General features: G+C 71.6%; 13 protein-coding genes. 8 read left to right on the forward strand and 5 right to left on the reverse strand.

Features of this window, described 5'->3' with window-relative positions; genetic code table 11:
* The first annotated feature begins 88 nt into the window (after positions 1-88).
* Positions 89-955 (forward strand): GyrI-like domain-containing protein, encoded by an 867-nt coding sequence (locus ACICHK_RS04295; protein WP_406835754.1) that lies wholly within the window; start codon positions 89-91, stop codon positions 953-955.
* Between the two features lie 139 nt (positions 956-1094).
* Here ACICHK_RS04295 and ACICHK_RS04300 read toward each other — a convergent pair whose 3' ends face one another.
* On the reverse strand, positions 1095-2303 hold the full coding sequence (locus tag ACICHK_RS04300) for a globin domain-containing protein (RefSeq protein ID WP_151467390.1): 1209 nt from the start codon (positions 2301-2303) through the stop codon (positions 1095-1097).
* A gap of 987 nt (positions 2304-3290) precedes the next feature.
* Here ACICHK_RS04300 and ACICHK_RS04305 point away from each other — a divergent pair.
* Both ACICHK_RS04305 and ACICHK_RS04310 read left to right on the forward strand, forming a co-directional pair.
* Positions 3291-4043, forward strand: coding sequence for a tetratricopeptide repeat protein (locus ACICHK_RS04305; protein WP_406835755.1), 753 nt, complete (start codon positions 3291-3293; stop codon positions 4041-4043).
* Positions 4044-4198: 155 nt separating this feature from the next.
* Entirely contained in the window at positions 4199-4549 is a 351-nt protein-coding gene (locus ACICHK_RS04310; protein ID WP_406835756.1) for a PRC-barrel domain containing protein, read from the forward strand.
* Positions 4550-4563: 14 nt separating this feature from the next.
* Here ACICHK_RS04310 and ACICHK_RS04315 read toward each other — a convergent pair whose 3' ends face one another.
* On the reverse strand, positions 4564-5388 hold the full coding sequence (locus ACICHK_RS04315; RefSeq protein WP_406835757.1) for an SDR family oxidoreductase: 825 nt from the start codon (positions 5386-5388) through the stop codon (positions 4564-4566).
* A 201-nt stretch (positions 5389-5589) separates the two neighbouring features.
* Positions 5590-6864, reverse strand: coding sequence for a phosphatase PAP2 family protein (locus ACICHK_RS04320; RefSeq protein WP_406841159.1), 1275 nt, complete (start codon positions 6862-6864; stop codon positions 5590-5592).
* 378 nt (positions 6865-7242) lie between these two features.
* On the opposite strand from ACICHK_RS04320, the gene ACICHK_RS04325 reads away from it, so the two are divergent.
* On the forward strand, positions 7243-8043 hold the full coding sequence (locus ACICHK_RS04325) for a class I SAM-dependent methyltransferase (RefSeq protein ID WP_406835758.1): 801 nt from the start codon (positions 7243-7245) through the stop codon (positions 8041-8043).
* Positions 8044-8074: 31 nt separating this feature from the next.
* Here ACICHK_RS04325 and ACICHK_RS04330 read toward each other — a convergent pair whose 3' ends face one another.
* Both ACICHK_RS04330 and ACICHK_RS04335 read right to left on the reverse strand, forming a co-directional pair.
* Complete coding sequence (locus tag ACICHK_RS04330; RefSeq protein ID WP_406835759.1) at positions 8075-9103, reverse strand: DUF6745 domain-containing protein; 1029 nt, start codon at positions 9101-9103, stop codon at positions 8075-8077.
* 48 nt (positions 9104-9151) lie between these two features.
* Positions 9152-9478, reverse strand: a complete 327-nt coding sequence (locus ACICHK_RS04335) for a hypothetical protein (RefSeq protein WP_151467383.1) — start codon at positions 9476-9478, stop codon at positions 9152-9154.
* A gap of 320 nt (positions 9479-9798) precedes the next feature.
* On the opposite strand from ACICHK_RS04335, the gene ACICHK_RS04340 reads away from it, so the two are divergent.
* From ACICHK_RS04340 to ACICHK_RS04355, 4 genes are read left to right on the forward strand one after another with little or no spacing between them, the layout of a single operon-like run.
* Positions 9799-10767, forward strand: coding sequence for an STM4015 family protein (locus tag ACICHK_RS04340; RefSeq protein WP_406835760.1), 969 nt, complete (start codon positions 9799-9801; stop codon positions 10765-10767).
* Positions 10768-10794: 27 nt separating this feature from the next.
* Positions 10795-11958, forward strand: coding sequence for an STM4014 family protein (locus ACICHK_RS04345; RefSeq protein WP_406835761.1), 1164 nt, complete (start codon positions 10795-10797; stop codon positions 11956-11958).
* A gap of 58 nt (positions 11959-12016) precedes the next feature.
* On the forward strand, positions 12017-12823 hold the full coding sequence (locus tag ACICHK_RS04350; protein ID WP_406841160.1) for an STM4013/SEN3800 family hydrolase: 807 nt from the start codon (positions 12017-12019) through the stop codon (positions 12821-12823).
* On the forward strand, positions 12820-14175 hold the full coding sequence (locus ACICHK_RS04355; RefSeq protein WP_406835762.1) for an STM4012 family radical SAM protein: 1356 nt from the start codon (positions 12820-12822) through the stop codon (positions 14173-14175). The genes ACICHK_RS04350 and ACICHK_RS04355 overlap by 4 nt, the downstream gene beginning before the upstream one ends.
* The last annotated feature ends 7 nt before the right edge of the window (positions 14176-14182 follow it).

Genomic DNA, 14182 nt, shown 5'->3' on the forward strand with positions numbered 1-14182 from the left:
GCACCCGACTCGATCGGGCACAGGATGTCGGGTCCGGCACGGTGGACGCCGCCTAGCGTGGTGGTCGTCAAGAGGAAGGAGACCGGGCGTGCTGGAACGGCTGAACCAGGCCATGGAGCACATCGAACGCCATCTCGGCCAGGACATCGAGGTGGAGGAGCTGGCACGCATCGCGGCCACCTCGGAGTACCACCTGCGCCGGATGTTCTCCGCGCTCGCGGGCATGCCGCTGTCGGAGTACGTCCGGCGCCGTCGGCTCACCCTCGCGGGTGCCGAAGTGCTCGCGGGGCGCGAGACGCTCCTGGAGATCGCGGTGCGCTACGGCTACGGCTCGGGCGAGGCGTTCGCGCGGGCGTTCCGCGCCATGCACGGCATCGGACCGGGCGAGGCCCGGCGTACCGGGGCCGCGCTCGACTCCCAGCCCCGGATGGCCTTCCGTCTCACCGTCGAAGGGAGCAGCAGCATGCGATACCGCGTCGCGCACAAGGCGGACTTCACCGTCGTCGGGCTCAAGGCCCGGGTACCGCTGGTGCATTCGGGACCGAACCAGGCGATCATCGACTTCGTCCGCGGGATCGCCCCGGGAACCCTGGAACGCCTGGAGAAACTGTCGGACCAGGAGCCGCACGGCATCGTCGCGGTCTGCGACGACCTCGACCCCAGCCGCGCCGAGGGCACCGAACTCGACTACTACCAGGGCGTGATCACCTCCGTGGCCGCGCCCGAGGGTGCGACCGCGCTGGCCGTCCCGGCCGGCACCTGGGCGGTCTTCACCACCTCCGGACCCGCGCCACAGGCCATCCAGGAACTGTGGCGGGACGTCTTCACCGAGTGGTTCCCGTCGAACCCGTACCGCAGCCGGCCCGGCCCGGAGATCCTGCGCACCCGCCTGTCGCCGGACGGGACCGAGGCCGACGCCGAACTGTGGCTCCCGGTGGAGCCCGAGCACGGCTGACGGAGCGGCAAGCCCCCGGGACGGGCGGGTGCGGGCGCGTCGGCCGGCCTCCCGGTTCGGCCGACGTGCTTCCCGGCGCCGCTCGCGGTCGGCCTCGGGCTCGGTCGACGGGGCCGGCCGGGGCGAGGAGCGGACGCCGTCAGTCGAGGTCCGCCTGCCACAGGTCCGGGCCGAACACCTCGTACTGGATGTCGTGCGGCGCGACGCCGCGTCCGAGGAGCGCGCTCCGCAACGGCTGCATGAAAGCCAGCGGGCCGCACATGTAGTACACCGCGTTGTCCGGCAGGTCGACGTGGGAGAGGTCCATCATCCCCGCGAAGACGCCCTTCACCGGCTCGTTGGTCTCCGCGCCCTTCTCGTACCAGAGGTACATCTCGGCGTTGCGCAGTTCGAGCACGTCGCTGACCACCTGGCGGCGCAGCGCGAACGACGCCTCGTCGAGGTCGGCGTGCAGCACGGTGATCGGCAGCCGGGACTCGGCCTGGACGAGGTGGGAGAGCATCCCGGCCATGGGGGTGATCCCGATGCCCGCCGTGGCGAACACCACCGGCCGTCCCGAGTCGTCGAGCACGACATCGCCGTAGGGCAGCGACAGGGTGAGGACGTCGCCCACGTCGACCGTGTCGTGCAGGAGGGCGGACACCTCGCCCTCGGGTTCACCGTTGCCGCGGACCCGCTTGACCGAGAACTGGCGGTGTTCGCCGTCGTCGGCCCGGGTCAGGCTGTACTGGCGCGGCTGGCGCACCCCGTCGGGCATGTCGATCAGCACCGTGACGTACTGGCCGGGGAGCGAGGTCGTCACCAGGCGGTCGTCGACCCGTTTGAGCACGAACGTCACGACGTCCCGGGTCTCCCTGATCTTCTTCTCGACCTCCCACTTGCGCCACACCGTGTCCGGTGTGACCCCTCGCGCGCTGTAGAGGCCGCGCTCCTGGTTGATCAGGGCGTTCGCCATCAGCCAGTAGACCTCGTCCCAGGCCGCTGCGACCTCCGGGGTGACCGCGTCGCCCAGCACGTCGACGATGGCCCACATCAGATTGTCGTGGACGGTCTGGTACTGGTCCGGACGGATCCCGAGGGAGGCGTGTTTGTGCGCGATGCGCTTCAGCAGGTGTTCCGGGGTCCGCTGCGGTGTGCTCACCAGGCCACTGGCGAACGCCGCCACGGATCCGGCGAGCGCCTGCTGCTGTTCTCCGTGCGCCTGGTTTCCCCGGTTGAAGACCCCGTCCAGGAGTTCGGGGTGGTTGGCGAACATGTGACGGTAGAAGCGTTGGGCGATCTCACCGATGTGTTCACCGACGACGGGCAGCGTCGCCGTGATGACGGGTCGGGACGTGTTGGAAAGCATGACGCGTATCTCCAGCGCAGGCGAAGTGCGGGACAGGCATCGGACAACTGCGGCATCGCTCGTACGGCGGCCGGGGCCGGGGCGGAGCCGCTCGCCCCGCACGGGTACCACGGCCGTCCTCGATGGCCGGATCGCCGGGACGCCCGGCACGACGTCCGCGCTCCACGCTAGAAGGGGACGGGGCGCTTCGCACCCCCGACTCCCGCATCGGTGGGCTTTCCCCGGGGTCACCTGTGGCGTGGAGTCCGGGGCGCCCGTCGACCACGGGTGGCGCCGCCACGGGCGTTGCTACCGTGACGGCATGGGACGTCGTCGACACCGGCAACTGGTCATGGGGAACGATCGGTTCCGGTGGTGGGTCAGCCATCGCCACGCACCGGCTCCGGATTCCGGCGGTGCTCTCGGACACTCGTGCCAAGAGGTCCTCTCCGTCGCGCGCGAGGGTTCTCCGGGAGCGATCCGCATCGTCTTCGCCTCGGGCCCCGGTCGTGTCGTGGGCGGGGGTGGCTGGGGGGCTCATGAAGGGGGCGTCAGTCGTGCGGGAGGCGGCTACCTCAACCTCCACCGGCCCGCGACCGTGCGAGAGCTGATCGAAGAGGCCCTGGCGGACGGACAGCGGTTCGGGCACGCCACCCAGGTCGACGGATGGCGCTTCTTCGATGCCGCGGCCGCGCGCGTACCACCGGAACGCCCGGAACCGTCGGCCGGGTCATCGGCATGAAGCGGTTCCGTACGACGGACCCCGCCGCCGGCGACGGTCGTACACACCGGGCCACCGCCGCCACCGCCGCCGAAAACGGGCCACATCGGCGGTCCCCGCCGCAGAACGGGCGGCCCCTCGGACAACCAGCCCTACGATTGTGCCGGTTGACGAGCCGTACCATCTGTTGAGACCCCGGCGCACCGGGACGTCGTACGGGAACGGCCGGCTCGTCCCCGTCATCGGTCCCGGCCCTCCTCGCGAGGCCGTGGAGCGATGAGCCGCACGTGTCCGTCGGGGCGGGCCACGACGCGAAAGGCAGCGACATGGTGCAGTGGCAGGGGACCAACTTCACCGTGGACGGACACGAGCCGACCAGCGCCGAGGAGTACTACCGGATCGGCCTGCACTGCTGGAACACCGGGCAGCACCCCGGTGCGGAGATCCGTTTCCTGGAAACCGCGGCGTCCACCGGTCACAGTGCCGCGATCGAACTGCTGGGGCACATCGACTACACGCAGGGGCGGTACGCGAGCGCGGTGCCACGGCTGCGGCACAGCAGCCGTTCGCCGCGAGCGGCCTTCTACCTCGCCTCGCTCTACCACCACGGATGCCCGCAGGCGGGCATCGTCCAGTCGCTGGAAGAAGCGGCCCGCTGGTACCACGCCTCGGCCGAACTGGGCGAGCCCGAGGCGATGCTCGTCCTGGGCGACCTGTACCTGGAGCGGCTGATTCCGGCCGGCAGGGCTCCCGCGGAACACGCCCTGGAGCAGTTCCTGGCGGCCGCCACGCGCAACCATCCCTACGGCCAGTACCGTGCCGCGGAGATCTACCGGACCCTCTACCAGGACAACGAGCGCGCCGCCGTGATGTACCAGTCCTGTGTGGACAACCCGATGACCGAGCGCCACGCACTGGGGTCGATGATGATGCTCCAGAGCCAGGCGCACCTGCGGGAGATATCGGCCTTCAGGGCGGCGCGCCGGCAGCAGCAGCGACGTGACACCGCCGGTCCCGGGCGACGGGGCGACTTCTACTGACGTCGTCCCCCGCCCCGCACCGCCCCGGCCGTGCGGGGCGGGTCCGGGCGGCCGCATCCGTCGTCCGGCGCGGGCTTCGTCTACCGTGGAAAGCGCCTGCGCGACTCCCCGGTTCCGCTGCGGACGAGCGCGGATTCTCGATGAGGGAGCCGTTCATGACTGACAGCATCTGGGGCTACGACCCGGCCGCCGGGCACGCCGCGGGCACCGATCTGGTCGGGTACAAGGTCGAGGCCGTCGACGGCGCCATCGGCAAGGTCGACAAGCACTCGGACGACGTCGACTCCGCGCACCTCATCGTCGACATCGGCGTGTGGATCTTCGGCAGGCACGTCATGCTGCCCGCCGGCACCGTGAAGCGGGTCGACCGGGACGCACGGAAGATCTACGTCGCGCTCACCCAGGAGCAGATCAGGGAGTCCCCCGAGTTCGACAGTGCCCGGCATGTCGGCGATGCCGACTACCGCGACCAGATCGGCGGCTACTACCAGGGCCACCGCTCCTGACCCGCCGGCACCGCTCAGCCCTGGGCCAGCTCCGCCACCGGCTGCCACTTCTCCCATGACGCCAGGCGCTGCTCGTAGTCCGCCCTGGCGATGCCCAGCGGCGCCGAGCCGAAGAAGCAGCGCAGCGGGGGCTCCTCCGCGTCCACGATCTCCAGCACCGCCGCGGCGGAGGCCCGCGGGTCGCCCGGGGTGCCGACGCGCTTGCGCCGCTGTTCCTGCACTTCCTCGTGGAACTCCGCGTACGCCGACAGCTGCTCGGACGTGCTGGACGAGGAACCGGCCCAGTCGGTGGCGAACCCGCCCGGTTCGATCAGGGTGACCTTGATGCCGAACTGCGCCACTTCCTGTGCCAGCGCCTGGCTCATGCCTTCGAGTGCCCATTTCGACGCGTGGTAGATGCCGACCAGCGGGAAGGCGCTGATCCCGCCGATGGAGGAAACCTGCAGGATGTGGCCGCTTCCCTGCTCGCGCAGGAACGGCAGTGCCGCCTGGGTGACCCACAGCGCCCCGAACAGGTTGGTCTCCAGCTGAGCGCGGGCCTCCGCCTCGGTGAGCTCCTCGACCATCCCGAAGTGCCCGTAGCCGGCGTTGTTGACCACCACGTCGAGCCGCCCGAACCGCTCGTGCGCCAGCCGTACGGCGGCGAAGTCGGCGTCGCGGTCCGTGACGTCGAGCCGCAGGGGCAGCAGCCGCTCCCCGTAGGCCTCGCGGAGATCGTGCAGCGTGGACAGGTCGCGGGCCGTCGCGGCCACCGAGTCGCCGCGTTCCAGTGCGGCGATCGCCCATTCCCGCCCGAAGCCGCGGGAGGCGCCGGTGATGAACCAGGTCTTCTGTGTCATGGAGTGCTCCTCGTGGAAGGCGTCGTCCGCTCGGTCACCACGTCGCCGCGGCGCCACTCCTGCCACCCAACACCTTCGAGTGCGCTCCAGCGCAAGTCCGGCCTCCCCGGGCGCGGCCGGACACCGGCTCCCCCCGTCCGAAGGGCCGCCGCGGCCGGTCCGGGACGTTCCCGGGCGCTGCGGACGGGGGGCGCGGAGCCGTCACGCCTGTACGAGCTGCGGTTCCGGTTGCTGCACGGGTGCGGTCCGCGGGTCCCACAGCCGGGTGGTCCGCACGTATCCGTAGATCACCGAGGCCATCGCCAGGAGAAGGCCCGGTCCGAACACCCAGGCGTGCCGGGCCATCTCCACCGGCAGATAGCGGTACGACAGCAGGAGCAGGGTGAAGATCACCGAGCCGTAACCGACGAGCGCGATTCCCGCCCGGTCCCATCCTCGGTGGAACGAGCGCATGGCCGCCTCGATCGTGAGCGCGAACACCACGCCCGCGACGAGATCCGCGCCGTAGTGGTATCCGAATCCGAGCGTCGCCGTGAGGGTGCCGATCAGCCAGAACGCGCCCGCGTAGCGCAGGAGCCGTGAGCCCTCGCGCGTGTGGATGAAGAGCGTGGTGGCCCAGGCCGTGTGCAGGCTGGGCATGCAGTTGCGCGGGGTGACCTCGTCGAACGGGATCGCGTGCGGGGTACCGACCGGCACCGGGGTGTGCGGCCACAGGTTGGCCGCCGCCCATTGCCCGCCCTCGGCGCCGTAGGCGAAGACCGGTCCGGCCACCGGGAAGATCATGTAGATGGCGGGCCCGACCAGGCCGATGGCCAGGAAGGTGCGCACCAGATGATGGCCCGGGAAGCGGCCCTCCTTCGCCACGTGGCGCAGCTGGTAGAGCGCGAAGACGGCCGCCGCGAGCGGCAGCTGGCCGTAGACGAGGTGGATGGCCTGGTAGCCGATCGGGCCGGTGGCATTGACGATCCGGCCCATCACCCACGACGGGTTGCCCAGCGCGTGGTCGGCCGTGGCCACGTACGCGTCGAGGACCGTCGGACGGGTCTCCGACGTGATCATCAGCCAGGTGTCGCCCGTCTTGTGACCGGCCACCAGGAGCAGGCCCAGCCCGACGCCTTTCAGGAGCAGGACGCGTTCCTTGCCCGTGCGGCGCGTGACGGCGATGAACGCGTGGCCCAGGATCACCCACAGCGCGCCGTTGCCGAACATCATCTCGTCGGCGTCGACCGCCCAGCGCACCAGGAAGAAGACGACGTCGATTCCGGCCGCGATCCCCAGCGCGACGAGTCTTTGCCGCCAGGAGAGGACGACCATCATCAGCGCCAGACCGGCGTACAGCAGCGGTCCCGAGGTGGGGGCGAAGATCGCCTCTCCGGCCTGGTTGACGATCGGCCCCGGCGTTCCGTAGTGGCGCGCGATGATCTCCATCGCGACGAGGAACCCGAAGGTCACGACACCCGCGACGGTCCACAGGATCACCCGCGGTCGGCTCTGTTCGTCGAAGTCAATTATTTTGTTTATTCGTGAAATTACTCGGGATGTTATAGATATCAACTGTTTGGCCGTTTTGTTAGATATTGATCAAATGACTCACCCTTCGCGCTAGACGGCGTGTTCTTCTAGTGAAGGACGGACGATCAGGGCAATCGTCGTGAGTTCGATCATGCTATGAGCGTCACAGGTGCGTTTCAAGGGTCACAGCCTGTGCAAAGGCCCACGGATTCCGTGCCCGCCGATCTGCCGAAGCGCCCGAATACTGCCACTCTGACTGTGGATCATTCTTCGACGCTCAGGGGTTTTCATGGCGCGGACAGGCAGGAGACCCATCTCTGGACCGAGGACGGGGAGTCGGCCGTGACCGGCTCCCCGGCTTCCGGCGGCCGCTACGGGGAAGATCTGTTCGAGCCGGAACATCCGCAGGAGGCCGAGCGCATCGACGCGGCGGCGCTGGTCTACGACCCCTTCACCACGGACCGCCTGCGCGCGCTGGGCCCAGGGCCGGGCAGCCGCTGCCTGGAGGTGGGAGCGGGGACCGGGACCGTGGTCCGGTGGCTGCTGGAGGAGGCGGGAGCCGCGGAGGTGGTCGCGCTGGACCGGGACACCGGCGGCCTGGGGACCCTCGCGGGCCCACGGGTACGGGTGGTCACCGCCGATCTTCGGGACGAGGGCCTGGACCTCGGCCGCTTCGACCTCATCCACGCCAGATTCGTCCTCATGCACCTGCCCGAACGCCGACGGCTCGTCTCACGTCTCGCGCGATGGCTGAAGCCGGGCGGCTGGCTGCTGCTCGGCGACGCCGTGGAGGTGCCGAACCCCCTGGACACCTCGTCGGCCTACCGGCGGACCATGGACGCCATGTGGCAGGCACTGCGGTCGACCATCGGCACCGACACGTCGGACGTCCCGGCGTATCCGCACTTCCTGAGGGAGGAAGGGCTCCGGAGCGTCGGCGCCGAGCTGGTCTGCCCCCCGCTGGTCGCGGGCGGCCCGCTGGCCCGGTTCTGGTCCGAGACGCTGGACCGCATGCGGCCGGCCCTCGAGGAAACCGGACGAGTGGACTCCGTCGTCATCGACGAGGCGCTGGCCTACCTGGCCTCCCCCCGGCTCGCCGAGCTCGGCCCCGGCATGGTGACGGCCTGGGGGCAGCGCCCCTGAGCCCACCGGATCGCGGGCCCGCCGGTCGTCCTCACGTCTGCCGGGACGGCTCGTACGCCTCGGCGGCGAGGCCGAACGTCCAGGCCACCCCCTCCCGGGCCGTACGGGTCGTCGGCGGGACGCGCAGCCAGTACGTGCGGTTCGTCCCGTCGGGCTCCGGCGTGGAGTTGACGACCTCCACCATGACCACGTCCTCGTCCCCGGCCAGTTCGACCCGCCACAGCACCCCCGTCTCGTCGCGGTGGACGGGAACGGCCCCGGACTCGTCCAGGTACCGGTCGTAGCCGTAGTGCTCCAGCATCACCCGGCGCAGTTCGGCGTTCTCCTCGTCGCGTATCCGCTCGGGCGTCAGCGCGGTGAGTTCGTCGAGGAAGGTGCGGGGCACCGGCATCCCCCGCCACGCGTAGAGCTCGAAGCCGTCCGCGTAGCGCAGCGCCGGGCCGTCCCCCCGGTCCAGGCGTCCGGCTTCGTCGCGGTGCAGGACCAGCGGGCGTTCGCTGACGACCGCCACCTTCTCGTACGGCCACCACCAGCCCGCCTCGCGCGCCACCGCCGCGACCCCGGCCAGGGCACTCGTCCCGTCGGGGTCGAAGGCGCACAGCCACGCCGCGTCGTGCTGGCCGAGGGTCGCGTCAAGGAGCAGCAGCCGCACCCGGCTCTCCTCGTGCCGGTCGGCGGCGAGGTCCTCGACGACGCCCGCGCGCACCCGGTCGGCCAGGGCCCGGGCCGACTCCCACAGGGCCGCCGCCGTGGCCCGCCAGTGCCCGCTCCATCCCTCCGGTCCCAGCCGTTCGTGCGCCCGGGCGCGTTCCGCCGCCCAGGGTCCGGTGACGACGGCGCTCCGGACGCTGGGGCCGGTGTCCCCGAGTTCCGGGCCGTCGGCGGACGCCCTGCCCATGAGGATGCGTACGGCCTCGTGGGGCGAGCGCGCCCAGACGACGCGCTCGGGCTCGTCCAGCCCGGCCTTGCGGTAGGCGAGCCTGACGCCCTCCTCGGCCGCCGCCCGGTCGCCCGCCCCCGTCCGTGTCGCGGTGGCACGCCAACTGCCCTGTTCCATCACACCGTTCCTCTCCGATATCCCCTGTGTCCGAGCGGCACGACGGACCCGTCAGTCGGCGACGATCCGCACCGAACCCGGCACGTACTCCCGCTGGCGGATCACCCGGTACCAGCCCTTGGGGAGCGGTATCGCCCCGTGCTCCTCGTGCACGACCCGCGCCCCGTCGGGAACGTGCAGGAGCATCGGGCCGAACACCCCGCCGTCCCGTACCAGGCGCCCGGGGCCGACCACGGCGTGGGCGTGCCCGGTGACTTCCCCGAGGGCCAGCACGAGTCGTCCGCGGCCGTCGCGGGGCTCGGACGCGGCGTCGAGGGCGTGGTCCGGCACCGCCTTCTCGTCCAACGGCACGATCAGCACGTCTCCTTGGCGGAACATGGGTCTCCCTCCCGGCGCGGCACGGGATGTGCCATGGGAAAAACCGTAGGGGCGACCACTGACAATCGGCCTCCGGCCGCACGTACACCCTGGCTGACCAGGCATCATGTCGTCGATGACCGGTGGTCGCGCCCCGGCCGGGCCGCTCGGGCCGGTCGTCCGGCGGGCGCCGCCCCGCTTCCGTCCCCAGGTGCCGACCCGGTTCGCCGTGATGTCGGTGGGACTTGGTAGAACTCGTCTGTCCGGGTGCGAACCGCGCGCTCCGGACTCTCCACCACGACCGTCGACCCACCGGAACCGGCACGAAGGAGCGGGCGCGCATGACCGTCAACAGGCACCTCGAGGAGTTCCACGGCCTGCCGGCCTTCACCTTCCCGGACGCCGACGACAAGTCGCCCCGGGCCAGGTCGCTCCCCTCGCCCGAAACCGTCGCCTGGCGCATCGCCGTGGACGCCTACGACAGCGAGGAGGAGTGGGAGGACGCCTTCGCGCGCTTCCTGGACGCCGTGGACACGGAGCGGGTGCGGGCGCTGATCGTCGGCGCGTGGAGCGAGGTCTACGACACGTCTCCCCACGCGGTGATCGACGCCCTGGTGGCCGCGCGCGACCGACTGCCCGCGCTGCGCGCGCTGTTCCTCGCGGACATCGTGGCGGAGGAGTGCGAGATCTCCTGGATCGTCCAGGGTGACGTGTCGCCCCTCCTGGAGGCCTTCCCCGCCCTGGTCGAATTCGGCGTCCGCGGCGGCAACGGCCTGGTCTTCCCCGCCCTCCGGCACGAGGGGCTGCGCACGCTGACCGTCGAGACCGGCGGCCTGCCCGTCGAAGCGGTGCGCGGCATCGCCGCCTGCGACCTGCCCTCGCTGGTGGCACTGGACCTGTGGCTCGGCACCTCCGAGTACGGGGGCGACGCCGATGTCGCCGACCTGGAGCCGTTCTTCGCGGGCACCCGGCTGCCCGGTCTGACCCGTCTGGCCCTGCGCAACAGCGAGATCCAGGACGCCATCTGCGCGGCGCTGGCCTCGGCCCCCGTCGTGGCCCGCCTCACGCACCTCGACGTCTCCATGGGCGTGCTCACCGACGACGGCGCGACGGCCCTGCTGTCGGGCCAGCCGCTGACCCACCTCGAGGTGCTCGACCTGCACCACAACTACCTCAGCGAAGGGGTGCGGGCGCGCCTGCTGGAGACGCTGGAGCCCGCCGGTGTCGTGGTCCACGCCGACCAGGACGACGCGGACTCCGACGAGGAGGAGGACGGGACGGTCTGGCGTTTCGTCGCGGTCGGCGAGTAGCACCGGAGCGGGGAACGAGGAGGCGGGATGGGCGGGTTGCGGCCGAAGGGCGCGCCGGTGAAGTGGGCGGTCGTGGCCAACGGGGAGAACCGCCGGGTGGCTCTGTTCGCAGCGGCGGCCGAGGCGGCGGGCTGCGGCACACCGCGGGTGGTCGAGTGGCGGGACGTACTGCGGGACGGCGGGCACGACTTCGCCGACGACGAGGTCGTGCGGCTGGACTCCCCCGGAGAGAACGCCGAGGTGGACCGGCTGTTGCGCGGCATCGACGAGCCGACCAGGGTGGAGGGCTCCGCGCGCTGGTACGCGGGTTTCCTGGACGGTGTGCGTTCGCTGCGCGGGGGCCGCCGGCTCGACGACCCGGCGGACCTGGCCGTGCTCTTCGACAAACGGCTGTGCCACGCCCGTCTCCACGCGGCGGGTGTGCCGGTGCCTCAGTCCCCCACCTCCGGAGCCCTCCGGACCGTGGAGGACTGGGACGGCGTCCGGGACCTCATGGCGGAGGCCGCGCTGCGGCGGGTCTTCGTGAAGCTCGCGCACGGTTCGTCCGCGTCGGGTGTGCTGGCCGTCGAGACGACCGCCTCCGGCCGGATCCGGGCCACGACCTCGGTCGAACGCACGGCGGACGGCGACCTCCACAACTCCCTGCGGATCCGCCGCTACACGGACGAGGCGCAGATCGCGGCGATCGTGGACACGCTCGCGCCGGACGGACTGCACATCGAGCGCTGGCTGCCGAAGGCCTCGCTCGGCAGCAGGTCGGCGGACCTGCGCGTCGTGGTCGTGGCCGGTCGCGCGACCCACGCGGTGGTCCGTACGAGCCGCTCTCCCCTGACCAACCTGCATCTGGGCGGGGCACGCGGCGATCTCGCGGCCGTGCGCGCCCTGGCCGGTGACCGCTGGGCGGAGGCCCTCTCCATCGGCGAACGGGCCGCCGCCTGCTTCCCCGGCACCCTGTGCGTGGGCGTCGATCTGCTGCCCGCCGTCGGCTGGCGCCGGTTCGCCGTCGGGGAGGTCAACGCCTTCGGCGACCTGCTCCCTGGGCTGACCGGCCTGCCGGGCAGCGGCGCGGAGGGCCTGGACACGTACGCGGCGCAGGTCGCGGCGCTCCGTTCCCTCTCCCCCGGACACTTCCCCGTACGACCCGCGCTTTTGCTCGACACCCCCACCAGGACAGCACATGCCCCAGCCTGACCCCGGCCGCGCACCGGCCATGACACCTTCCGCCCCGGGACCGGCCGGGACACCCGACATGAACGAGGTGGTGGGCCGGGACGACCTGCTCCTGCTCACCCTCGACACCCTGCGCCACGACGTGGCCGTCGAACTCGCCGCGGCCGGCCGCCTGCCGAACCTGGCCGCGCACCTGCCCGGCGGCACCTGGGAGCGGCGGCACGCGCCGGGGAACTTCACCTACGCCTCCCACCAGGCCATGTTCGCGGGCTTCCTGCCCACCCCGGCGGCACCGGGACCGCATCCGCGGCTGTTCGCGGCGCGGTTCGCGGGCAGCGAGACGACGGCGGACCGCACGTTCGTCTTCGACACCCCGGACCTGGTGTCCGGCCTCGCCGCGCACGGTTACCGCACGGTGTGCGTCGGAGGCGTCGGCTTCTTCAACAAGCAGGGCGCGCTGGGGAGCGTGCTGCCGGGTCTCTTCCAGGAGAGCCACTGGGAGCCGGAGTTCGGGGTGGCCTCGCCCACCTCGTTCGAGGCCCAGGTCGCGCGGGCCGAGAAGGTCGTCGCCGGACTTCCCGCGGAGCAGCGGCTGTTCCTGTTCCTGAACGTGTCGGCGCTGCACCAGCCGAACTGGTTCCACCTGCCCGGTGCCACCCGCGAGGCGGGCGACAGCCGGGCCACCCACGCGGCGGCCCTCGAGTACGTCGACGCCCATGTCGGACGGCTGTTCCGCGCGATGAGCTCGCGCCGCCGCTGCTTCGCCGTCGTCTGCTCCGATCACGGCACGGCCTACGGGGACGACGGCTACACCGGCCACCGTCTCGGTCACGACTGCGTGTGGACCGTTCCCTACAGCCACTTCTTCCTGGAGCCGACCGCATGACGCCCGCCCCCGTGACCGCCCCCACCGGCCCCCCGCGCCCCTACCAGAGCTATACCTACGCCTATCCGCACAAGACCGCCTACCGGCCCCTCGACCCGCGCCCCGCGCTGAGGGACCTGTGGGCGGGCGAGTCCCGGCGCTCGCTCTCGCTGTACCTGCACATCCCGTTCTGCGAGGTCCGCTGCGGTTTCTGCAACCTGTTCACCCGGATCGGCGCTCCCGGCGACCTGACGGGACGCTATCTGGACGCGGTGCGGCGCCAGGCCGCCGCGATGCGCGAGGCACTGGGCGACGGGGAGACCCCGCGTTTCGCCAACGCCGCGTTCGGGGGCGGCACACCGACGTTCCTGGAGGCCGCCGAGCTGGAGCGGCTGTGCGACATCGCCGAACGGGAGATGGGCGCCGATCTCCGCGCGATACCGCTGTCCGTCGAGGCCTCGCCGTCCACGGCCACGGCCGACCGGCTGGCCGTGCTGGCCGAGCGGGGCACCACCCGTCTCAGCCTCGGCGTGCAGACCTTCGTCGAGGAGGAGTCCCGTGCCGCCGTGCGGCCGCAGCGGCGCTCCGAGGTGGAGGCGGCGCTCGCACGGATCCGCGAGGCGGCCTTCCCCGTCCTCAACATCGATCTCATCTACGGCATCGACGGTCAGACCGCGGCCAGTTGGCGCCACTCGCTGGACGCGGCCCTGGCCTGGCGGCCCGAGGAGCTGTACCTCTACCCCCTCTACATCCGCCCCCTCACCGGCCTCGGCCGGCACGCCGACGCGCGGACGGCCGATCTGGAGTGGGACGAACAGCGGCTGCGGCGCTACCGGGAGGGCCGCGACCATCTGCTGGCGCACGGCTACGAGCAGGTGTCGATGCGCATGTTCCGGCGCGCCGACGCACCGCCGCAGGGGCCGGACGACTACGCCTGCCAGACCGACAGCATGATCGGCCTCGGCTGCGGTGCCCGCTCGTACACCTCGACGCTGCACTACTCCTTCGACTACGCGGTGTCGATGCGGGAGATCCGCGGCATCATCGACGACTACACCGCCACCGAGGACTTCTCGCGCGCGCTGCACGGCCGCCGTGTCGACGAGGACGAGGCACGGCGCCGGCATCTGCTCCAGTCCCTCCTCCAGGCCGAGGGCCTGCCCGTCGCCGACTACCGGCTGCGGTTCGGATCGGATCCCCGCGACGACTTCCCGTCCGAGATCGGCACGCTCGTCGCACGGGGATGGCTCGCGCACGAGGAGGACGAACGGCTCCGCCTCTCCGCCGAAGGCCTCGCCCACTCGGACGCGATAGGCCCCGAGTTCTTCTCCCCGGCCGTCCGGGACGCCATGGCCGCCTACGAGACGAAGTGAGGCCCCG

The organism is Streptomyces sp. AHU1 (assembly GCF_045343905.1).
In the GTDB taxonomy this organism is placed as follows: domain Bacteria; phylum Actinomycetota; class Actinomycetes; order Streptomycetales; family Streptomycetaceae; genus Streptomyces; species Streptomyces triticiradicis.